The organism is Streptomyces sichuanensis, assembly GCF_020328095.1.
GTDB lineage: Bacteria > Actinomycetota > Actinomycetes > Streptomycetales > Streptomycetaceae > Streptomyces > Streptomyces cinnamoneus.
The window spans coordinates 250,814-271,476 of sequence record NZ_JAIXMK010000001.1 but is presented as its reverse complement, the minus strand read 5'-3'; the positions used below and the strand labels follow the sequence as shown (position 1 = coordinate 271,476).

Below are 20,663 nucleotides of genomic sequence, written 5' to 3'. Positions count from 1 at the left end.
TTCTCGAACGGGCCGCCCTGCGCGGCGCCTCGATGACTCTCCCCGGCCCGCCCGCCGGGAAACCGCAGGCGGGCGGGGGTGGAGCGGGCCCCGGACGGGGCGTGGGCGTGCTGTGCGGCGCCCCTCAGGAGCGCCCCGACCGGCTGCCCGGTCCGTGGCTCATGCGGCGCCCGCCCCGGCCCACAGCGGCGCGTCCGCGCCCAGGCGCCCGGGCGGCCGCGCCCAGTCGTCCGGCGACCCCTCGAAGGAGACGGGCGGGCGCGCGTACCGGAAGCGCCCGAGCTCCCCGGTCCGTTCGGCCAGCCGCGGGGCGGCCTCGTGCGCGCCGGGGGCCGGGTCCGCGTCCCGTCCCACGTCCCGCACGAGCCAGGCCGCCGTCTGCGCGAGGGCGAGCCGCGCCAGGTGGGTGCCTCCCGCGGTCCGCTGTTCGGTGACGGCGCGCAGCACGGCGGCGGCCAGCAGGTAGCCGGTGCCGTGGTCGAGGGCCTGCGCGGGCAGCACCCCGGGCAGGCTGTCGGCCCCGGCCTCGGCAGCGGCGATGCCGCCGGCGGCCTGTACCAGGCTGTCGAAGCCGCGCCGCGCGCCCCACGGCCCGTAGGTGCCCCAGGCGCTCAGCTGCCCGATGACCAGTCCGGGCCGCCGCTCGGCCAGGGCCTGCGGCGACAGGCCGTGCCGGTCGAGCGCGCCGGGCCGGTAGCCGGTGACGACGACGTCGGCGGTGTCGAGCAGTGCGTCGAAGGCGGCCCGGTCGCCCGCCCGCCCGAGGTCGAGCGTGGTGGACCGCTTGCCGAACCCGGTGTCGTTGTGGGCGTCCTGGCTCTCCGGCGGGAACGGCGGGTCGACGCGCAGGACGTGCGCGCCGAGCAGGGCGAGTGTCCGGGTGGCGACGGGCCCGGCGATGACACGGGTCAGGTCGAGGACGCGCAGCCCCGCGGCGGGGAGCCCGGCCGGCCCGCCGGCCAGGGCCCGCACGGGCCCGGGCGCGATCCGCTCCAGGCCGAGCAGCGGCCGCTGCGCGACGGCGGCGCCCTGCGGATGGACGGCCCACTCGTGCGGGGTGCGCACGGCGACGGCGAGCCCGCCGGCGGCGTGGACGGCCTCCTCCGCCTCGGCCGCCCGGCAGGCGGCGAGCCGGGCGCCGACGCGCTCCGCGAGGACGTCGTCGTCCACGCCGTCCGGCTGCTCCGGCACTCCGAGCCCGGCGAGCAACCGGGCGCGGTGGTGGGGGTAGTTGGCGTGGGTGCGCAGCCATCCGTCCGCGGTGCGCCAGAACCGGGACAGCGGGGCGAACACGGTGGCCGCCCGTCCGTCGAGCCGCAGGTGGCGTTCGCTGACGAACGCGGTGGCGACGGCCGCGTCGTCGACGCGCACGGCCGGCAGGGTGCCCCCTCCGCGGCGGGCCGTCGCGAGTTCGGCGGCCGCCAGCGCGCAGACGGCGACGGTCGAGCGGGCCATCTCCCGTACGGGCAGCCGGGCGTGGAGCGTGCCGCCCGGACCGCGGTACTCGACGGCGGCCGTCAGCGCGGGATCACCGCCCAGCAGCGCCCAGACGTGGTCCGTGGCCTCGGTGGCTCGCTTGATCATCCTCCGAGTGTGGCACTGAGTGCCATCTGCTGGGAAGAGGGCCTGCGGCGCAGCGCCGGTCCGGCGACGAGGGCCTGCAGGATGCCGGGGGGCGCGGCGCCCAGCCCGTTGATCAACTGCTCGTCGTGGAGCAGGACCTGGACGATCTGCCGGCTGTAGCACTCGACGGATTCCTTCTGGAATCCCATGAGGGGCCAGCCCCAGACCGAAGCCAGGCAGACGCCGTTGCGGACGGTGTACGGGTCGGCGGGGTACGTGCACTCGACGATGGGCTCGACGGCGGTGCGGTTGGTGGCGCAGCCGCCCACGAGGTCGACGACGACGGTGCCGGGGCGCAGCACGGTCCGCAGGTCGTTGTCGGTGATGATGTAGGACCGGCCGCGGACCTGCGGGGGTTGTTCGACGCCGTTGATGATGAGGTCGCTGTTGCGCAGGTAGCGCTGCACCCGGGGTCGTTCCGTGGCCCGCCTGGTGAGGATGTCGACGGTGGGGACGCCGTGCCGCAGGCATTCGTCGAGGGCGCCGAAGGCGACGTTGCCGTAGCCGAGGATGGTGGTGCGCAGGCAGGCGGGGCCGTGGAGGTGCCGGTTGCGCGCGAGCGCGAGGTCGATGCCGAAGAGGGCCCCGGCCCGCCCGGTCTCGTGCAGGCACTGGATCCTCCGCTTGCCGAACGCCTTCAGGGCCTGCGCGGCCCGGTGCGCGTCGATGTGCGGGGGCGGGATGCCGGCGGCGATCTCCGCCAGTTCGTCGACGCCGACGGTCAGCAGTGCGGGATCGCGTCCGGGGGCCCCGCGGGCGGCGGCGCCGGCTCCTGCCGCGCGCCTCTGCAGCACCTGCAGGGAACGGGGCCGGCACCGGGCGGCGTACTGGACCGCCCCGAAGGCGTCCGCGGAGAATCCGACGAAGGCGACCGAGCAGGCGTCGGGCACCTGCGGCGAGGAATGCCCGTCGAGGCCGGCGAATATCTTCTCCATGGCGAGCCGGCTGCGAATGTAGGAATCCGTGAGGAGTTCGGGACTTTCCCTGATGAGTTCCATCGCTATGAGGTTCACCGCATGCGCGTCGGCGACGGCGACTCTTTTCGGTATGGACTGCGCATGGGCCATGCAGAGCAGGCTCGAACCGGGATCCATGCGTGCGAGGTCGTGGTGGGCGGGACCTTTGAGTTTGATGACGAGGTCTTTTCCCCGGTAGAGGTCTGCGCGCGCCTGGACGGCGGCGCCGGCCGCACGGTAGGAGGCGTCGGAGTATCCCATCGCCGCGCCGGCACCGCGCTCGACGGCGACGGTGCAACCGTGTCTGACCAGGGATTCCACGCCGCCCGGGGTCAGTGCGACGCGGACTTCGGAGCCGTGCGGATTCTCCGGGGATTCGTGTTCCGCCGCGAGCCCGATACGCCTGAACGGTCGGTCGTTCCTTGCCGGGTCAAAGCCTGCAGTCATATGGAGGCTCCTTCCGTGCGGCATGCACACGGCCCGGCCCGAAAGGAGACCGGCCGCTCTCATGATGGCAGGGCTCGTGGGCTCCCGCCCGCCGGGGTACGATCGTTTACCGATCTCCATCCCCCTTCGCCCCGACGGACGGGAGACGGCCGTGAATTCTCAGGTCAGGGAATCGAACCCGGCGGTTCGGGCGCTGTTGATCGACATCAACGGAACCATCTTCGACCACGGTATCGCCATCGAAGGGGCCCGGGAGGCGATCAATCTCCTGCGTGACCGCGGATATGCGCTGCGTTTCCTCACCAACACCGAGTCCAAAACGGTCGAGGCGACGCTGGAGAGCCTGTCGGCCTGTGGCCTGGAGGTCGGCCGGGAGGAATTGTTCACCCCGGTCGTGGCCGCGCGCACGTTGCTGGAGGGCTTTCCCTCGGCATGCGTCCTGCCGTTGATGTCGGAGGAGCTCCGCCGGTCCCTGGCCGCCGACCGGCCCGCACGGGAGTCCGGCCCCACGCACGTGGTCGTGGGCGACTGCCAGGAGGTGCTCGACTACCCCCTGCTCAACCGTGCGTTCCGGGCGGTGCGGGCGGGGGCGGAGCTGATCGCGTTGCAGCGCGGGGCGCTCTACCGCACCCCTCAGGGCGAGGAGTTCATCGACACCGGCGCCATCGTCGCGGCCCTGGAGTACGGCACGGGCCGCACCGCCCGGCTGCTGGGCAAGCCCTCCAGCGAGTACTTCGGGCTGGCCGCCGCGTCGACGGGCTTCGCCCCCGAGCAGACGGCGGTCGTCGGGGACGACGCCACGACGGACGGCGCGGGCGGCAACAGCATCGGGGCGACCACGATCCAGGTGCGCACCGGCAAGTACGCCGCCCAGGCCGCCGCGGGGCTGGCCAAGGGCACGGCCCATACGGTCGACTCGATCGCGGACGTGCCGGGCCTGCTGGAGGGGGCGGCGTGACCGCCCCCTCCGGCCGTGCCGGGGGACCGGCCTCGGCGGCGGCATCCGCCGAGGCCGGGGTCAGGGGGCGACGGGGTGGTCGTCGCCGGTGCGGCCGCGGTGTTCGAGCTCGCCGTCCTCCCGCCACCGGGCGAGGTCGCCCGTGCGGTACATGCGGCTGCCGGGCGGCCCGAACGGGTCCTCGGTGAAGCGCCCGGCCTCCGGCTGCGGGCAGTCCGTCGCGAGCTGGGCACCGGCGACGTACAGCTCGCCGGCCATGCCGGGCGGGCAGGGCTGCCCTGCCGCGTCGAGGACGTAGAGCCGGGTGTTCCACACCGGACGGCCGAGGAGGACGGGCGCATCGCGCGGAGCGGGTGCGCAGCGGCGGTGGGTGATGCCGACGGCTTCGGCGGGGCCGTAGAGGTGGTGCAGCGCGGTGTCCGGCAGGGCGCGGTGGAAGCGGTCCACCGTGTCGTGGGCCAGGACGTCGCCGCTGCACAGGACGCGGCGCAGCCCGGTGCGGGCGGCCGCCTGCGGCGCGTCGAGCCCGTCGAGCCCGTCGAGCCCGTCGAGGAAGAGGGCGAGCGCGGACGGTGCGAAGTGGGCCGTGGTGACGGCGTGTTCGCGGATCGCGCGTGCCGTGCTCGCCGGGTCGTGGTGGGCGCCGGGTGCGGCGAGGACGAGGGTGGCGCCCTCGCGCAGCGGCCAGAACACCTCGCACGCCGACAGGCCGGGGCCGACGCCGGCGAGCACCCGGTCCCCGGGCTCCAGCCGGTACGCGTCCTGCAGCCAGCGCAGCCGGTTGTCGGCGGCGGAGTGCGGGACGACGACGCCCTCCAGGACGTACGCGGGGTCCTGGGGGGCCAGGGCACGGCCCGGGTCGGTGGGCAGCTGCCGGGCGACGGAATCCGTCAGCCGCGGGTCGTCGAGGACGACGGCGGGCGGTGCGGTGTGCGGCAGGGCCGCCTGCGTGGCGGTGTCCGTCAGGACGCACACGGGGGCGGTGGCGTGCGGGCCGGACACGGGCTGTGCGGGGTCGAGGGGGACGTAGGCCGCGCCGGTCTTGAGCACGGCCAGCAGCGCGACGACGAGGCCGGCCGAGGGCGGCAGGGCCACGGCCGCCCGGGTGCCGGGGCGCAGGCCCAGGCCGGTCAGGTGGCGGGCGAGGCGGTTGGCCCGCGCGTTGAGCCCGCCGTACGTCAGCTGCCGTCCGTCGGCGGTGATCAGTGCGGTGGCGTGCGGGGTGCGGGCGGCCCGGGCCTCGACGGGGCCGACGAGGGTGGTCGGGGGCAGGGCGACCGCGGTGTCGTTGAACTCCTCCAGCACGCGCTCGCGCTCCTCGTCCGTGGCGAGGGGGAGCTGTGACAGGGGACGGTGGGGGTCTCCGTCGGCGAGGCGGGTGAGCAGGTCGAGGAAGCGCCGTTGGTGGCCGGCGACCTCGGCGGCGTCGTACCGGGCGGGGTTGGCGTCGAAGTCGATGCGCAGGCCGGAGCCGTCGGCGCGGTCGTAGACGTTGACGCTGAGGTCCTCGACGGGGCCCGCGGCGAGGTTGTGCGCCTCGGAGGCGGCTCCGGCGAAGGTGAGCCCGTAGTCGAAGGGCATCACGTTGACGAGGGGACCGACGAGCGGGCCGGCGGGGCCGCGACCGCCGGCCCGGGCGGCGAGGTCGCGGCGCAGGTCCGCGTGGGGGTAGCGCCGGTGGCGGCGGGCGGCGCGGACGCCGAGGTCGGCCTGGCGGGTGAGCTCGGCGAAGGTGGCCTCGGCGGGCACGGTGAAGCGCAGCGGCAGGACGTTCATGACCATGCCGGGGACCCGCAGGGCGACCGAGCCCATGCGGCCCATCATGGGCAGGCCGAGGACGACCTCCTCGCTGCGGGTGGCGCGGGCGAGGTAGAGGGCCTGCGCGGCGAGGAGGACGTCGGGCCAGGTGGCGCGGACGGAGGCGGCCACCTCGCGCAGCCGGGCGCTCGCGGCGGGGTCGAGGTGTGCGGAGTGGCGCAGGGTGGCCGGCGAGGGCGGGGCGGCGCGTCCGGCGAGGGTGGGGGCGGCGGGGCGGCCGGCGAGGTGGCGGAGCCAGTGGTCGCGGTCGCGGTCGTGGGCGGCGGAGGCGCGGTAGGCGGTGTCCTCCTCGACGAGGTCGGCGAGCCGCCCGAAGGGGCTCGGGTCCGGTTCGCGTCCGGCGGCCAGTGCGGTGTGGACGTCGGCGACGCGGCGGGCGACGAGGGAGTGGCCGTAGCCGTCGAGGACGGCGTGGTGGACGCGGTGGTACCACAGCCACCGCCGGTCGCCGACGCGCAGGAGGCCGTGGGCGAACAGCGGTCCGGCGGCCAGGTCGAAGGGGACGTCCAGGTCGGCGCGCATCCAGGCGAGGGCGGCGGCGTGCGGGTCGCCTGCGGTGCGCAGGTCGGCGGTGTGCAGGGGGAAGCCGTGGCCGGGTGTCCCGAGGTCGACGGGCAGTTGCCGGGGCCCGGAGGGGGTGTCGACGAGGCGTACGCGCAGGGCGTCGGCCTCGGCGACGGTGCGGTACAGGGCTTCGGCGAAGAGGTCCGGGTCCAGGTCGCCGCGGATGTCCAGGTACTCGGCGGTGGTGAGGGCGGGGCAGGCCGTGTCGAGGGTCTGGGCGTCCCACATGGCCGACTGAGCGGCCGTCAGCGGCAGCCCCGCCGGCAGCGGGTGCCGGGAGGGGGCGTCGCCGACGGGCCGGTTCAGTGCCGTGAGGGTCATGCCCGGGCCCCCAGCAGGGGTGCCCACTGCTCGATGGCCGGCTTCTCGGCCAGGTCGACGAAGGTGACCTCGGTGCCGTGCTCGCGGCGCCAGCGCTCGACGAGGGTCATGATGCGGACGGAGTCGAGGCCGTAGTCCACGAGGTTCTCGTCGTCGGGGATGTCGGCGGGGGCCTCGCCCAGGACGTCGGCGACGTCGGCGCGGATCTGTTCGAGCGTGAGGGCCACGGTGCTCACTTCCCTTCGAGGACGCGGTCGGTGGTGGTGACGAAGGCGCACGTGGCGGCCGCCCAGCGCAGCGCCGTCGCGTGGTCCTCGGCGGAGAAGTCGGCGACGGCGTCGGCGACGAGGAAGGGGCGGATGTCGCGCATCCAGGCGTCGCAAGCGGTCATCATGACGCCGATGTGGGCGTACACGCCGACGATGATCAGCTGGTCGCGGCCCTGTGCCGCCATGCGTTCGGCGAGGTCGGTGCGGACGAACGCGCTGTACTTCCACTTCGTGAGGACCCGGTCGTCCCCGCTCGGTGCGACCTCCTCGGCGATGGCCTCGGCGTGCGGGTCGGCGGGCAGACCGGGGCCCCAGAAGTCCTGCTGGAGGCCGCGTTCGGCGGCGCTCTGGCCGCCGGGCTGGGCGGAGTGGACGACGGGGATGCCGAGCCGGGCGCAGTCCTTCTGCAGCCGGGCGACGTTGGCCAGCAGCTCGGTGACGGGCGAGGCGTCCGGCGCGAAGGCGCCGAGGAAGTAGTTCTGCAGGTCGTGGACGAGCAGGACCGCGCGGTCCGGGTCGACGGTCCAGTCCACCTTGTTGGCGGGCAGGGCGGCCTCGGTGGGCATGGGGTAGGGGGCGATGGCAGGGAGCGCCATGGTGGTGTGGGGCCTTTCTCAGGGCTGGGTGGCGGCGGCGGTGCCGCGGAGGCGGGCGGCGATGGCCGCGCGGAGGTCCTTCTTGGAGACCTTGCCGATGCCGGTCTGCGGGAACGCGTCGACGAACTCGACACGGTCGGGCACCTTGAAGGCGGCCAGGCCGCGCTCGCGCACGAACTTCTTGATCGCAACGGATCCGACCGGCCCGGCTTCCTCGCGCAGCACGACGTAGGCGCAGGTGCGCTCGCCCAGGTAGTCGTCGGGCATGGAGACGACGGCGACGTCGTGGACGGAGGGGTGGGCGAGGATGTGGTTCTCGATCTCCTCGGCGGCGACCTTCTCGCCGCCGCGGTTGATCTGGTCCTTGGCGCGGCCCTCGACGACGATGTGGCCGGTGGCGGTGAGCCGTACGACGTCGCCGGTGCGGTAGAAGCCGTCGGCGGTGAAGGACGCGGCGTTGTGCCCGGGGGCCCGCCAGTAGCCGCGGATGGTGTAGGGGCCGCGGGTGAGGAGGTGGCCGGTGGCCCCGGGCGGCAGGTCCTGGTCCGCGTCGTCGACGACGCGGATCTCGTCGTCGGGTGAGATGGGCCGGCCCTGGGTGGTGACGATGGTCTCCTCGGGGTCGTCGAGCCGGGTGTAGTTGACCAGGCCCTCCGCCATGCCGAAGACCTGCTGCAGGGTGCAGCCGAGTGCCGGCCGCACCCGCCGGGCGGCCTCCTCGCTGAACTTCGCGCCGCCGACGAGGAGGACGTCGAGGCTGGACAGGTCGTGCTCGCCGGCCGCCGCGGCCTCGGTCCACACCAGGGCGAGCGGCGGTACGAGGCCGGTGATGGTGACGCCCTCGCGCTCGATGAGCGGGAAGGCGACGTCCGGGCTGGGGCGCGGCGCGAGGACGACGCGGGCGCCGGCGTAGAGGGCGCCGAGCGTGCCGGGCGAGCTGAGCGGGAAGTTGTGGGCGGCGGGCAGGGCGCAGAGGTAGACGCTGTGCTCGTCGACGCCGCAGATCTCGTTGGAGCCCCACAGCGAGTAGAGGTAGTCGTCGTGGGTGCGCGGGATGAGCTTGGGCACGCCGGTGGAACCGCCGGAGAGCTGGAGGAAGGCCAGCTCGTGGGGGGCGGGCGCGTCCTCGATGACGACGGGGTCGGCGGGGACGTCGGCGAGGGCGGTGTGCCCGCCCGGCTCGCCGGCGACGAAGACGTGCCGGAGGGTGGGCACGCCGGCGCGGATCCGGCCGGCCAGCTGCCGGTAGTCGTAGCCCTCGGCGACGTCGGCGATGACGTAGGCGGCGGCCTCGGTGAAGGCGCAGAAGTGGCGGATCTCGGTGTCGCGGTGCGCGGGCAGCGCGAAGACGGGGAGGGCGCCGATGCGGAAGAGAGCGAAGATCACCTCGAAGAACTCGGCGACGTTCGGCAGCTGGACGACGACGCGGTCGCCCTTGCCGATGCCGCGTGCGAGGAAGCCGGCGGCCATGCGGTCGGCGCGCACGTCGAGTTCGCCGTAGGTCCAGCGGCGGGCCTGCTCGCCGTGTGCCGTCCCGGTGGGGTCGACGACGGCCACCCGGTCGGGGTGCCGCCCGGCCCGCTCGCGCAGCATCTGCCCGAACGTCTCGCCGCGCCAGTACCCGGCCGCCCGGTAGCGCTCGGCGAACTCCGCCGGGTAGCCCGGCGCGTCGTTGGCCGACCGGGTCACTGGTCCACCCCTACGGCCTGCAGGAACGTCTGGAACTTGGCGCCGGTCTCGGCGGTCTCCGCCTCCGGCGAGGACTGCTCGACGACGCCCGCGCCGGCGAACAGCCGCAGCGTGCGCCCCTCGGCCTCGGCGCAGCGGAGGGTGACGACCCATTCGCCGTCGCCGCTCGCGTCGCTCCAGCCGACCATGCCGGTGTAGGCGCCCCGGTCGAAGGGTTCGAGCTCGTCGATGACGTCGCGGGCGGTGGCGGTGGGCGTGCCGCACACGGCCGGGGTGGGGTGCAGGGCGCAGGCCAGTTCGAGCGCGGAGACGGCGGGGTCGGCCGGTTCGCCGACGACGGTCGTGGACAGGTGCCACATGGTGGCGGTCCGTACGAGCGTGGGGCGGACGGGCACGTCGAGGGTGCGGCAGTAGGGGGCGAGGGCCTCGCGGACGGCGTCCACGACGACGGCGTGTTCGTGGAGGTCCTTCGCGGATTCCAGCAGCGCGGCGGCGCGGCGCACGTCCTCGGCGAGGTCGGCGCTGCGGGGGGTGGAGCCGGCGAGGGGGTTGGCGACGATCCTGCCGCCGCGCCGGGAGACGAGGAGCTCGGGGCTGGCGCCGAGCAGGGTGCGGCCGGGGCCGGAGGGCACGGCGAAGGTGTAGCCGGTGGGGTCGCGGCGGGCCAGGCGCTGCAGCAGGGTGGGCAGGTCGAGGTCGCGGGAGGAGCGGAGCTCCAGGGTGCGGGCGAGGACGACCTTGCTGAACTCGCCGCTCCGCATGCGGCGTACGGCCTCGGCGACGGCTCTGCCGTAGCCGGCGGGCTCGGGCACGGGACGGACGTCCCAGTCGGCGGCGGCGGGCGCGGCGGCGGGGAGCGCGACGAGCGGGTCCCGGGCGAGCGCCGGTGCCCAGCGGACGGCCTCCGGCACGGCGAGGACGGCGGGGGCGGCGTGGTCGAAGGGCACGGCGCCGACGACGACCGGGGCGGGGTTGCCCGCGAGCAGTTCGGCGTCGAGGGTGCGGGTGACGCGCCGGTGCAGGGGCGCCTCGCCGTGCGGCACCTCGGCCCGCACGCCGTGGGCGAGGAGGGTGCGGGTGGGCGAGGAGAAGAAGCGGGCGCGGCCCGGCTCGTAGGCGTCCAGCAGCGAGGTGGCGGCGCCGACGATGGCCGTCGGATCCGCGGGTTGCACGCCCTGCGCTGCGGGCCGCCCGTCCGGGCGGACGCCGGATTCGCTGGGCCGGCCGGCGACGTGGTGAACCGTGGTCACCTGCTGCTCCGTTCCCCCGGTGGGTCGCACCGGGTGGGTGGTGGGGGTTGACGACGGGGACGAGGAGGGGGCCTGTCCCCGGTCCGGGGCGGACCCGTCCCGGCCTCGGGAGGGACGTGATGGGCAGCAGCGTCTGACGTAGCATCAGATAGAGCGGCGACCCGAGGTGATCGGCCGACCGGGCCGGTGGGTGCTGGCGCAAGGGGGCCGGGCACGCCGGCGGAGGCGCCACGGCCAGGACACCGCCGGAAGAACAAACTTGACGAGTCGTCAGGCGCGCAGGGTGGCGCCGCCGTCGACGTAGAGGTCGTGCATCGTGATGTGCCGGGCGCGGTCGGAGACCAGGAAGAGGACCGCGTCGGCGACGTCCGAGGGGTCGGCGATGCGGCCGAGCGGGATGCCGACGCGGTACGAGGCGGGGTCGCCGTCGATGACGCGGGCGGGCGCCTGCTCGTCGGGCCAGAGCGAGCGCTGCATCGCCGTGTCGGTCGAGCCCGGCGAGACGACGTTGCACCGTACGCCGCTGCGGGCGAGTTCGAGCCCGAGGCATTTGGTGAACATCGTCGCGGCGGCCTTCGAGGCGGCGTACGCGGCCATGCTCGTGCGCGGCACGCCGGCGGCGTTGGAGCCGACGGTGACGATGCATCCGCTGCGCCGCTCGCCCATGCGGCGGGCGGCGGCCCGGGAGGCATTGAAGACGCCGGTGGAGTTGACGGCGAAGGTGCGCTCCCAGTCCTCGTCGGAGATCTCGACGACCGGTGAAGTACGCAGCACTCCGGCGACGTTGACGAGGATGTCGAGCGGGCCGAAGGTGCGTTCCACGTCGTCGACGACGGCTTCGACGGCTTTGCCGTCGGAGACGTCGGCGGCGTAATGGGCCAGCACGTCGGCCCCGAATTCCGCGGCGAGCTTCTCGATGCCGTCCGGTGCCGCGTCGACGGCCGCGACGCGCGCCCCTCGTGCGACGAGGGCGCGGGTCACGGCCTCGCCTATGCCTTGTCCGGCGCCGGTGACCAACGCGGTCCGGCCGGCGAGTTCGGACTGCTCCACGGCGGTTTCCCCCATTCCGTTCGAATTAGGTAAGGCTTACCTTACATGACCGACCCGGCCGAGGGAATTGACGTGCAAGCGAACATGCGGGTGGCGAGTGCGGCGGGTCGTCAAAATCCAGGAGGGCGAGGGAAAACGCCCGAGAAACCGAAGCCGGTCGTTAGGTTAGGCTAACCTCATGCGCCTTGTCGTCGAACAGCTCACCGCCGGATACCCGGGCCGCCCGGTCGTGCACGGCGTGGACCTCGTCGTCCCCGAGGGCCAGGTCGTCGCCGTCGTGGGCCCCAACGGCTGTGGAAAGTCCACCCTGTTGCGCGCGATCGCCCGGCTGCACCAGCCCGAGTCCGGCACCGTCCGGATCGGCGACGCCGACGTCTGGGCCCTCACCCCGCGCAGGGCGGCGCACCGGATCGCCCTCCTCCCCCAGTCACCGCAGGCCCCCGAGGCGGTGACCGTCGCGGGGCTCGTCCGCTACGGACGCCACCCGCATCAGGGCCTCTTCCGGCAGTGGTCGCGCGAGGACGAACGGGCCGTCGAGTCCGCGCTGCGGGCCACCGGCACCACGGAGCTGGCCGGGCGCCGCCTCGACCAGCTCTCCGGCGGCCAGCGCCAGCGCTGCTGGCTGGCCATGGTCCTGGCGCAGGAGACGCCCATCGTGCTGCTGGACGAGCCGACGAGCGCCCTCGACCTCGGGCACGCCGTGGACGTGCTGGAGCTCGTGCGCGAGGTGGCGGCGACGGGCCGCACCGTGGTGATGGTGCTGCACGACCTGGCGAGCGCGGCCCGCTACGCGGACACCGTCGTCGCCCTGCGCGACGGCCGGATCGTCGCGCACGGCCCCTCGCGCGAGGTCGTCGACGCGGCGCTCGTGCGCGAGCTCTACGGCATCGAGGCCGACATCCTCTCCGCACCCGGCGACGGCTCCCCCGTGGTGGTCCCCGCACCCCGCACGACAACCACAGCCCCCGCCTCGGCGGCATAGCCGCCAGGAGACCGGCACGCGTCACCCTCCGGCCGGCACCCCGAACCACGCCCGGCGGGCCGTCACCGCCGGGGCACGCGGCCATGGCGCGGGGCCGAAGCGCGGGGCCGGCGTGCGGGCCCGGACACACAGCCAGCGCGGGGCCGGCGTGCGGGCCCGGACACACAGCCAGCGCGCGGCCGGCCTGCCGGGCCGCGAATCCGGCCGTCGCGCCGAATCACCCGGCTGCCGCGCGGAGCCGACGTGCCCGGTTGGCGCGCAGGATCGATCCGCTGCCGCGTCAGGTGCCGGGCCGTCCTGCCGGGGCCCGGCCGGCGCGCGAGGCCCGTCTTGCGGGCCACCGTGTCGGAACGCCCGGCCGGCCTGGCAGGCCGTCGTGCCGAAGCACCCGGCCGGGCGTGCGGCCGGGCGTGCGGCCGAAGCACCCAACCACAGTGCGCGGGCGGACTGCCGGCCGTCGCGCCACACCCATGCCCCGCCCCCGGCCCGGCGGCCGTCGGCCGTCACTTGGCGAGAGCCAAGACCGGTATGCCCGGCACGTCCATGCCGAACGTCTGGGCGTAGAGGGAGAGCTCCGCCTCCAGCGCCCTGGCCACCGATTCCGCGCGGCGGAAGCCGTGGCCCTCGCCCTCGAAGGCGAGGTAGGCGTGCGGCACTCCCCGGCCGGCCATCGCCGCCACGAACCGCTCGCTCTGCACGGCCGGGCAGATCGGGTCGTCCAGGCCCTGCAGGAGCACGAAGGCCGCCGATATGCGGTCCACCCGGCCCATCGGGGACCGTTCGCGGTAACGGTCGGGGACGTCGGTGAACGGGCCGACCAGCGTCTCCAGGTAGTGGGACTCGAAGTCGTGGGTGCCGCCGTCGGCCCAGGTCGCCAGGTCCAGCACGGGATAGCTGATGGCACCGCAGGCGTACACGCCGGTGGAGGCGAGCGAGACCGCCGTGGTCCAGCCGCCCGCGCTGCCGCCCCGGATCGCCAGCCGGCCGCGGTCGGCGGTGCCCTCCGCGGCGAGCGCCTCGGCCACGACCGCGCAGTCCTCGACGTCCACGATCCCCCACCGCCCCCGCAGCCGCTCGCGGTACTCGCGCCCGTAGCCGGCGGAGCCGCCGTAGTTGACCTGGGCCACGCCTATGCCCCGCGAGGTGAAGTAGGCGACCTCCAGGTCGAGCACCAGCGGCGAACGGCCGGTGGGACCGCCGTGCGCCCATATGACGAACGGCGGCAGCTCGTCGGCGGGCGCCGTGTGGTCGGGGCTGTGCGGCGGATAGACGTGGGCGTGGATGTCCCTGCCGTCCGGGCCGGTGAAGGTGCGGATGAGCGGCTCGGGGTAGTAGGCCGGGTCCACCGTGTCCTGGTGCCGGGCGCCGACGGCACGGGCCCGGCCCGTACAGGTGTCGAGCTCGACCACCTCGTACGCGCTGCGCGGGCTCGCGGCGACCCCGAGGACCCGGGTGCCGCTCGCCGCCAGCGTCGGGGCCCACTCCGTCCACGGCCCGGCGGCGTCCACCAGCTCCCCGGTCTCGGGGTCGAGTATCCCCAGCGTCTGGGCGCCGCGGCCGTGCACGACGGCGACCGTGCCGGCGGCCAGCGGGACGAACCAGCGCTGCCCGACCCGCCACAGCGGGCCGCCGAACTCCTCCTCGCGACGGCAAAGGTTGACGATCCGGCCGGTGTCGACGTCGAGGCGGTGCAGGTTCCACCAGCCGGTGCGGTCGGTGACCGCCAGCAGCCGGCCGTCCGGGGCCCACTCCACCTGGGCGACCGCCTCCTCGGCGCCGCCCATGACCGTCCGGGCGCCGGAGAACCGGGCGCCCGCCCCCTCGGCCGTGACGTCGGCGACCTTCAGCTCCGATCCGTCCCACGGCATGCGGGGATGGTCCCAGGCGATCCACGCGGCGCGCCGGCCGTCGTGGGAGAGCCGGGGCCCGGTGACGAAGCGGTGGCGGTCGTCGCTCAACTCCCGCACCGCGGACCGGTCACCGGCGGCGGAGCCGTCCAGCGGCACGGCGGCGATGACCCGGCGCACGTCCTGCGGGCCCTCGCCCGTGAACTCCTCCAGCACGCACCACACTTCCCCGCGCTCCGGCAGCAGCACCGGATCGGCCCAGCGCAGCCCGCCGCCCACCGCCGAGCACGGCGTCAGCGGCCGGGGCGCGGCGCCGGCCGCCCCGTCCGGCTCCCAGGCGTACAGCCGCTGGTCGGCGAAGTGGACGAAGACCACCAGCGGCCCGCCGTCCGCCCGGGGCACGGCCGCCCACGGGCTGCCGCCGTACTCCAGCACCCGGCTGCGGACGTTCCACGGCTCGGGCAGGGCCACGGCCTCGGCTCCGTCGGGCCGACGCCGGACCAGGGTCGTCCGGCCGTGCTCGGCGGGGCGCGGGGCGAGCCACCACACCTCGTCACCGACCGTGCCCACGAACTCGGGCCTGCCGTCGTGCGCCGCGGCGAGGGCCGCGTCGATGGGGGACTGCCAGGCTCCGTAGGGCTCCGTGGACACCATGATTGCTACGCCTCCTCAAACCGGTCCATCAGGAAATGGTCGAGCACGCGGACACCGAAGTGCAGCGCCTCGACGGGCACCCGCTCGTCGACGCCGTGGAAGAGCGCCTGGTAGTCGAAGCCGGGCGGCAGCCGGAGCGGCGAGAAGCCGTAGCCGACGATGCCCAGGCGGGAGAACTGCTTGGCGTCCGTGCCGCCGGACATGCAGAACGGCACCACCCGCCCCTCCGGGTCGAAGTGCTCCAGGGCGGCGCGCATCCGCGCGAACACCGGACCGTCGACCGGCGCCTGCAGCGCGACCTCCCCGTGGTACACCTCCCAGTCGACGTCGGGGCCGGTCAGCAGGTCCATGGTGGTGCGGAACTCCTCCTCGCCGCCCGGCACGGTCCGGCCGTCGACGAAGCCGACGGCGGTCCCCGGAATGACGTTGATCTTGTATCCGGCGTCCAGCATGGTGGGGTTGGCGCTGTTGCGGACCGTGGCGGCGGCCAGGGCGGCCGCCTTGCCCAGCTTGGCGAGCAGCTCGTCCACGTCGACGCCGGGCGACTGCGGGTCGGCGTCGATCTCCTGGGCGGCGGCGATGCCGCGCAGGGCGGCGCACACGGTCGGGGTGAGCCGCACCGGCCAGCGGTGCTCGCCGATCCTGGCGATCGCGGCCGCGAGATTGACCACGGCGTTGCGGGCGTTGACCTTGGAGCCGTGCCCGGCGGTGCCGTGGGCGGTCAGCTTGAGCCAGGCCGAGCCGCGCTCCCCCGCCCCGACCGGGTAGAGGCGCAGGCCCCCGTCGGCGTGGAAGGTGTAGGCGCCGGACTCCCCGATGCCCACCGTGCACCCCTCGAACAGCTCGGCGTGCTCGTCGGCGAGGAATCCCGCGCCGGGGACGGCCTGGTCCTCCTCGTCGGCGGTGAAGGCCAGCACGATGTCGCGCGGCGGGCGCACCCCGGCCCGGGCCCAGGCGCGCACGGTCGCCAGGACCATCGCGTCCATGTTCTTCATGTCGATGGCACCGCGGCCCCACACCACACCGTCACGGATCTCGCCCGAGAAGGGGTGCACGCTCCAGTCGGCGGGCTCGGCCGGCACCACGTCGAGGTGCCCGTGGAGCAGCAGGGCGGGCGCACCCGGGTCCGTACCGGCGATGCGGGCGACGACGTTGGTGCGCCCCGGCTCCTTCTCCAGCAGGAGCGGTTCGATGCCGGCGTCGGCGAGCCGCTCGGCGACGTACTCCGCGGCGGGACGCTCGCGACAGTCGCCGGCACCGCGGTTGGTGGTGTCGATGCGGATGAGGTCGGAGGTGAAACGCACCGCCTCCTCCAGCGCCTGTTCGTCGACGCCCCCGCTGCCGCCCCCGCTGCCCCCGTTGATCGCATCAGCCATAGTGGTCCTCCACCGCCGCCGACACGACGGTCGTGACCGCCTTGAAGCAGCGGATTGCCTCGTACATGGTCGGCATGGTGTAGGCGACCAGACGCTCGCCGGTCTGCTCCACGCCCGGCACGGCCGTGGCCGCCCCGGCGAGGTGCTCGGCGTCGAACTCCAGCTCCACGGTGAAGGGTCCGCTCCGTACGGGTGCGTGCCGCACCGCGAGCCGGGTGGCGTCCTTCGCAGCGGCCCGGATGTCCGCGGCCGTACGGGCCGGCACACGGCACACCGCCGCGTACCGCGACACATAGTCCTTGACCGCGACCGAACGGGCTTGCGGCGCATAGCCCTTGGCATCCTCGCACGTACGGTCGTCACCGGTCACCAGCACCACCGGAACACCGTATTCGGCGACGACCAGAGAGTTGAGCAATCCCTCGCTGGCGCGCCTGCCGCTCACCCGGACGCCGATGACGGAGTTGGCCAGATAGGTATGCGCCAGCACCCCTTCGGCCCCGGCCGCGGCGTGATACCCGAGGAAGGCCACCCCGTCCACGTCGCCGTGCTGCACGCCCTCGACCATGCCGAGCGTCTTGTGCTTGCCGGTGAGCATCTCGGCCCGCTCGTCCAGCTTCTCCAGCAGCAGATTGCGCATGCTCCAGTGCGCTTCATTGACGAGAACGGCATCGGCGCCGCCGTCGAAGAACCCGGCGATCGCGGCGTTCACATCCGAGGTGAACATCTGCCGGCACCGCTCCCACTGCGGCGTGCCGGGCAGCACGTCGGCGGGCCAGGTGACGCCGGTGGCCCCCTCCATGTCCGCGGAGATCAGGATCTTCATGCCCCGTCACGTTACGCGTCCGGACAGACGCGGACCAGGGCCTGTGGATAACTGCGGAGGGCGGCGCTTCGGGGTTGGACCGAGTGGGTCAAGGGCCGCCTGCCGGGCCGCCGACGTCTTTGCCCGAGCGGACGGAACGCCTCAAGCGCGCCCCGCCAGGAACCAGTGGCCCGGTAGGTCGATCCTGCGGCCGTCCGGGTGGTGTTCCGTCATGGCGAGGGTCGTTTCGCCCTCTGCGAGGATCTGCAGGCCGGACGCGCGCAGCAGCCGGGGGACTTCGCCGTCCGGTGCGTCGGCCGGTCGTAGGTCGTGTTGCAGGACACGCCGGAGCTTGGGCGGCGGGCCGGCGGGGGTCTGGGTCAGGTGGTGCAGGGATTCGGCGGCCGCGCGCGTCAGTTCGACGACGAGGGCCCGTCCGCGGGTGCCGGTCAGGTGGGCGACGGCTGCGGCGACCGGGGCCCGGTCCTGTGGGTCGCACTGGTGGATGACGCCCCGCATGTGAACGTTACCGTCTCCGCCCAGCCGTTCGCGCAGGCTCTCGACCGCGGCGGCGTCCACCACGTCCAGCTGCTCGTACACCGCGAGACCCTTCGGGTCGGCGCGCCGGGCGAGGTCCACCGCGGTGCGGGAGAGGTCCACACCGACCGCGCGCGGGAACCGGCCGGCCAGCCAGCGGGTCCGGGTGCCGTTGCCGCAGCCGACGTCGACCACCGGCAGGGTGGCGTCGGCGTGCGGCGCCAGCAGCTCCAGGCACGGATCGTCGGTCAGCACCGGGTCCGAATCCCAGATCGCCTCGCCCGGTGCCCCGGAGGTGGCGCCCCAGAAGCCCTCCCATGCGGTCCGGTAGCGCTCCGACACGCTCATGGGCGCACCAGCGTCTGTTCGCACCACACCGTTTTCCCCCTTCCCGTATGGCTGCAGCCCCACTCCCTGGCCAGAGCACTCACTACCCGCAGCCCGCGCCCGTACGCATCGTCAGGGCCGGTGCCCATCAGGGCCGGGAGGGTGTGGTCGTCGTCGCTGACCTCGCAGAGCAGGGAGTCGGTCCGCACCAGGCGCAGATCCACCCGGTCCGTGCGGGCGTGGCGCACGGCATTGCCCACGAGCTCGCCCACCAGCAGTTCCGCCGTCGGCGCGGCCTCCGCCAGGCCCCACGCGGCCAGCTGCTCGCGGACCAGGCGGCGGGCGCGCGGCGCCTCGGCCGGCACCGGGGGCAGCCGCCACTGGGCCACGTGTCCGGGCGGGATGCCGTTGAGCCGGGCCATCAGCAGGGCCACGTCGTCCTTGCGGCCGTCGTCCGTGTTGAGGGCGCGGATGATGGTGTCGCACGCGTCGTCCATGGACGCGGCCGGGTGCGCCGCGGACTCGCAGAGGGCGGCCAGGCCCGTGCCGATGTCCTGGCCGCGGACCTCCACCAGCCCGTCGGTGCACAGCACCAGCCGGTCGCCGGGGGCCACGGGGACCGTCGCCGCCTCGAAGGGGACGCCGCCGACGCCTATCGGCGCCCCGGTGGGCAGGTCCAGCAGCCGGCTGCGGCCGTCCGCCGCCCGGACGAGCACCGGCGGGATGTGCCCGGCGTTGGCGACGCGCAGCTCGGAGCGGATGGGGTCGTACACCGCGTACAGGCAGGTGGCGAGGTAGTGCTCGCCCAGGCGCTGGGCGAGGCCGTCGAGATTGCGCAGGAGCTGCTCCGGTGGCAGGTCCAGCGCCGCCATCGTCTGCACGGCGGTGCGCAGCTGGCCCATCATGGCGGCGGAGTTCAGGCCGTGGCCCATGACGTCGCCGACGACGAGCGCGGTGCGCGAGCCGGGGAGCTTGATGCTGTCGAACCAGTCGCCGCCGACCCGGCCCAGGCGGGTGCCGGGCAGGTAGCGGGTGGCGGTGTCGCAGCCCGCCATGCGCGGGGTGAGCTGCGGCAGCATGCTGTCCTGGAGGGTGTCGGCGACGTTCTCCTGGTGCGTGTACATGCGGGCGTTGTCGAGGACGAGCCCGGCACGCGCGGCGAGTTCGGCGCCGGTGGTGCGGTCCATGTCGTCGAAGGGCTGCCGGCCGGGGCGGCGCATGAGGACCATGAAGCCGAGCACCACGTTGCGGGCCTTGAGGGGCACCACCAGCATGGAGCGGCCGCTGATGAGGGGCCGCAGATCCCGCTTCTCGAACTCGCCGGAGATGCGGTCGGCCAGCTCCTCGCCGATGCGCGGGATCAGCACCGGTTCGCCGGTGACCATGCACTGGAAGAACGGTGTCCGTTCCGGGAAGGCGATGGCCTCGCCGACCGGCACCGTGTCGTCCCAGCGGCCCGGCTCGTCGTTGTGCTCGACCCAGACGCGGTGCCAGACGGTCGTGAGGTCGGGCGGGCCGTCGGGGAAGCCCTCGCCCGCCAGGACGGCGGCGCGCAGGTGGGTGCCGGCGAAGTCCGTGAAGCGGGGCACGGCCGCGCTGGTGACCTCGCGGATGGTCCGCTCCAGGTCCAGGGAGGTGCCGATGCCGCCGCTGACCTCGTTGAGGAACTCCAGGCGCTCGCGCACGGCGGCGTGTTCGAGATCGATGCCGGGATCCGTACCGTTGCCGGGGCCGGTACCGGTGCCGGCTAAGTCGTGGTCGTCGGGCACCGGCTCGCCGCGCCCCCGGACGTCGGCCGCGGCGCGCGGGCGCCCGGCCCGGCGCTCGGCGTACCTGGGCACGCCCCAGTCGGGGGTGACGGGGATGCGCTCGCTGTGGCTGATCTCCAGGACGGGGTAGCCCAGTTCGAGGATCTGCTCGACGATCCGGCCGCCGGCCACGGGCCCCATGGCGGGCAGGATGTCGGGCAGTCGCTCGGCGAGCGCACCGGCGCCGGGGAGGTCGGTGTGCGGGGCGAAGGCCGGGCGGACGCCCCCGGAGCCGGGCAGCCTTCCGGCGTCGGCGGCGAGGACGAGCAGCCGCTCCGGCCCGGGTCCGGCCAGCGGGTACGCCCACCACAGCACGTCGAGCGGACTGCCCGGCCCGGCGGAGGCCCGGGCACGACCGGACCGCGCGTAGCCGGGCACGGGCGGACCACCGACGGATCCGGCCCCCGCACCGGAGCCGGCCCCGGAACCGACGGGCCCGAACGCCCCCGCCCCGTACGGCCCGTCCGGCACCGCCCACGCGTCGTCCGCCCCGCCGGCCCCGTTCGCGTCCCACGCGTCCCGGACGTCCCCTCCGTCCGCCCCGAACTCCCCCGCACCCGCTTCCTCCCCCGTTGCGGCCAAGGCGCCGTGCACGGGCATGAGGTCGGCGACGGGCCTGCCGACGGCGTCCGTCCGCTCGACGCCGAAGAGCTTGCGGGCGCCGCTGCTCCAGTGGGTCACCAGTCCGGAGGAGCCCACCACGACCACCGCCAGGGGGATGCGCCCGGGGACGGCTTCCCGCTGTGCCGGGACGGGTTCGGACGTGCCACGGTCCATGGGCGGTTG

General features: G+C 74.8%; 15 protein-coding genes. 2 read left to right on the top strand and 13 right to left on the bottom strand.

From position 1 onward, the window contains the following. Positions 1 to 159 precede the first annotated feature (159 nt). Positions 160 to 1,584, bottom strand: a complete 1,425-nt coding sequence (locus LE181_RS01190) for a CoA transferase (protein ID WP_225658961.1) — start codon at positions 1,582 to 1,584, stop codon at positions 160 to 162. Further along, positions 1,581 to 3,026, bottom strand: a complete 1,446-nt coding sequence (locus tag LE181_RS01185; RefSeq protein WP_225658960.1) for a hypothetical protein — start codon at positions 3,024 to 3,026, stop codon at positions 1,581 to 1,583. The genes LE181_RS01190 and LE181_RS01185 overlap by 4 nt, the downstream gene beginning before the upstream one ends. Before the next feature lie 151 nt (positions 3,027 to 3,177). On the opposite strand from LE181_RS01185, the gene LE181_RS01180 reads away from it, so the two are divergent. Further along, complete coding sequence (locus tag LE181_RS01180; RefSeq protein ID WP_225658959.1) at positions 3,178 to 3,984, top strand: HAD hydrolase-like protein; 807 nt, start codon at positions 3,178 to 3,180, stop codon at positions 3,982 to 3,984. Positions 3,985 to 4,044: 60 nt separating this feature from the next. On the opposite strand, the gene LE181_RS01175 is transcribed toward LE181_RS01180, so the two are convergent. The 6 genes from LE181_RS01175 to LE181_RS01150 form a co-directional block, all read right to left on the bottom strand. Then, entirely contained in the window at positions 4,045 to 6,687 is a 2,643-nt protein-coding gene (locus tag LE181_RS01175) for a condensation domain-containing protein (RefSeq protein WP_225658958.1), read from the bottom strand. Then, complete coding sequence (locus LE181_RS01170) at positions 6,684 to 6,914, bottom strand: phosphopantetheine-binding protein (RefSeq protein ID WP_225658957.1); 231 nt, start codon at positions 6,912 to 6,914, stop codon at positions 6,684 to 6,686. Before LE181_RS01170 ends, LE181_RS01175 begins: the two co-directional genes overlap by 4 nt. 5 nt (positions 6,915 to 6,919) lie before the next feature. Continuing rightward, the gene (locus LE181_RS01165; RefSeq protein WP_225658956.1) at positions 6,920 to 7,552 is read right to left on the bottom strand and encodes an isochorismatase family protein; all 633 of its coding nucleotides are present in this window, start codon (positions 7,550 to 7,552) and stop codon (positions 6,920 to 6,922) included. Between the two features lie 18 nt (positions 7,553 to 7,570). Next, positions 7,571 to 9,241 carry a (2,3-dihydroxybenzoyl)adenylate synthase gene (locus tag LE181_RS01160; protein WP_225658955.1) on the bottom strand — a complete coding sequence of 557 codons (1,671 nt, stop codon included), beginning with the start codon at positions 9,239 to 9,241 and terminating at the stop codon, positions 7,571 to 7,573. Further along, positions 9,238 to 10,413 (bottom strand): isochorismate synthase DhbC, encoded by a 1,176-nt coding sequence (gene dhbC, locus LE181_RS01155; RefSeq protein ID WP_225658988.1) that lies wholly within the window; start codon positions 10,411 to 10,413, stop codon positions 9,238 to 9,240. The genes LE181_RS01160 and dhbC overlap by 4 nt, the downstream gene beginning before the upstream one ends. A gap of 348 nt (positions 10,414 to 10,761) precedes the next feature. Then, positions 10,762 to 11,556: a 2,3-dihydro-2,3-dihydroxybenzoate dehydrogenase gene (locus tag LE181_RS01150; protein ID WP_225658954.1), complete on the bottom strand. Its 795-nt coding sequence runs from the start codon at positions 11,554 to 11,556 to the stop codon at positions 10,762 to 10,764. Between the two features lie 163 nt (positions 11,557 to 11,719). On the opposite strand from LE181_RS01150, the gene LE181_RS01145 reads away from it, so the two are divergent. Continuing rightward, positions 11,720 to 12,523: an ABC transporter ATP-binding protein gene (locus LE181_RS01145; RefSeq protein ID WP_225658953.1), complete on the top strand. Its 804-nt coding sequence runs from the start codon at positions 11,720 to 11,722 to the stop codon at positions 12,521 to 12,523. Between the two features lie 503 nt (positions 12,524 to 13,026). Here LE181_RS01145 and LE181_RS01140 read toward each other — a convergent pair. From LE181_RS01140 to LE181_RS01120, 5 genes are all read right to left on the bottom strand, one after another. Continuing rightward, positions 13,027 to 15,024, bottom strand: coding sequence for a prolyl oligopeptidase family serine peptidase (locus LE181_RS01140; protein ID WP_225658952.1), 1,998 nt, complete (start codon positions 15,022 to 15,024; stop codon positions 13,027 to 13,029). A 5-nt stretch (positions 15,025 to 15,029) separates the two neighbouring features. Beyond that, positions 15,030 to 16,400, bottom strand: coding sequence for a M20/M25/M40 family metallo-hydrolase (locus tag LE181_RS01135; RefSeq protein WP_225658951.1), 1,371 nt, complete (start codon positions 16,398 to 16,400; stop codon positions 15,030 to 15,032). Beyond that, entirely contained in the window at positions 16,393 to 17,226 is an 834-nt protein-coding gene (locus tag LE181_RS01130) for a M55 family metallopeptidase (protein ID WP_225658950.1), read from the bottom strand. The genes LE181_RS01135 and LE181_RS01130 overlap by 8 nt, the downstream gene beginning before the upstream one ends. A 141-nt stretch (positions 17,227 to 17,367) precedes the next feature. Then, positions 17,368 to 18,090: a class I SAM-dependent methyltransferase gene (locus LE181_RS01125; protein ID WP_225658949.1), complete on the bottom strand. Its 723-nt coding sequence runs from the start codon at positions 18,088 to 18,090 to the stop codon at positions 17,368 to 17,370. Continuing rightward, complete coding sequence (locus tag LE181_RS01120; protein WP_225658948.1) at positions 18,087 to 20,654, bottom strand: ATP-binding SpoIIE family protein phosphatase; 2,568 nt, start codon at positions 20,652 to 20,654, stop codon at positions 18,087 to 18,089. Before LE181_RS01120 ends, LE181_RS01125 begins: the two co-directional genes overlap by 4 nt. Positions 20,655 to 20,663: the final 9 nt, after the last annotated feature.

What these genes read in the sequence shown, in the direction of transcription:
- LE181_RS01125 (WP_225658949.1), bottom strand. Translation starts at nt 18,090, where the DNA reads ATGAGCGTGTCGGAGCGCTACCGGACCGCATGGGAGGGCTTCTGGGGC.
- LE181_RS01140 (WP_225658952.1), bottom strand. Translation starts at nt 15,024, where the DNA reads ATGGTGTCCACGGAGCCCTACGGAGCCTGGCAGTCCCCCATCGACGCG.
- LE181_RS01130 (WP_225658950.1), bottom strand. Translation starts at nt 17,226, where the DNA reads ATGAAGATCCTGATCTCCGCGGACATGGAGGGGGCCACCGGCGTCACC.
- LE181_RS01150 (WP_225658954.1), bottom strand. Translation starts at nt 11,556, where the DNA reads ATGGGGGAAACCGCCGTGGAGCAGTCCGAACTCGCCGGCCGGACCGCG.
- LE181_RS01135 (WP_225658951.1), bottom strand. Translation starts at nt 16,400, where the DNA reads ATGGCTGATGCGATCAACGGGGGCAGCGGGGGCGGCAGCGGGGGCGTC.
- LE181_RS01120 (WP_225658948.1), bottom strand. Translation starts at nt 20,654, where the DNA reads ATGGACCGTGGCACGTCCGAACCCGTCCCGGCACAGCGGGAAGCCGTC.
- LE181_RS01145 (WP_225658953.1), top strand. Translation starts at nt 11,720, where the DNA reads ATGCGCCTTGTCGTCGAACAGCTCACCGCCGGATACCCGGGCCGCCCG.
- LE181_RS01175 (WP_225658958.1), bottom strand. Translation starts at nt 6,687, where the DNA reads ATGACCCTCACGGCACTGAACCGGCCCGTCGGCGACGCCCCCTCCCGG.
- LE181_RS01190 (WP_225658961.1), bottom strand. Translation starts at nt 1,584, where the DNA reads ATGATCAAGCGAGCCACCGAGGCCACGGACCACGTCTGGGCGCTGCTG.
- LE181_RS01165 (WP_225658956.1), bottom strand. Translation starts at nt 7,552, where the DNA reads ATGGCGCTCCCTGCCATCGCCCCCTACCCCATGCCCACCGAGGCCGCC.
- LE181_RS01185 (WP_225658960.1), bottom strand. Translation starts at nt 3,026, where the DNA reads ATGACTGCAGGCTTTGACCCGGCAAGGAACGACCGACCGTTCAGGCGT.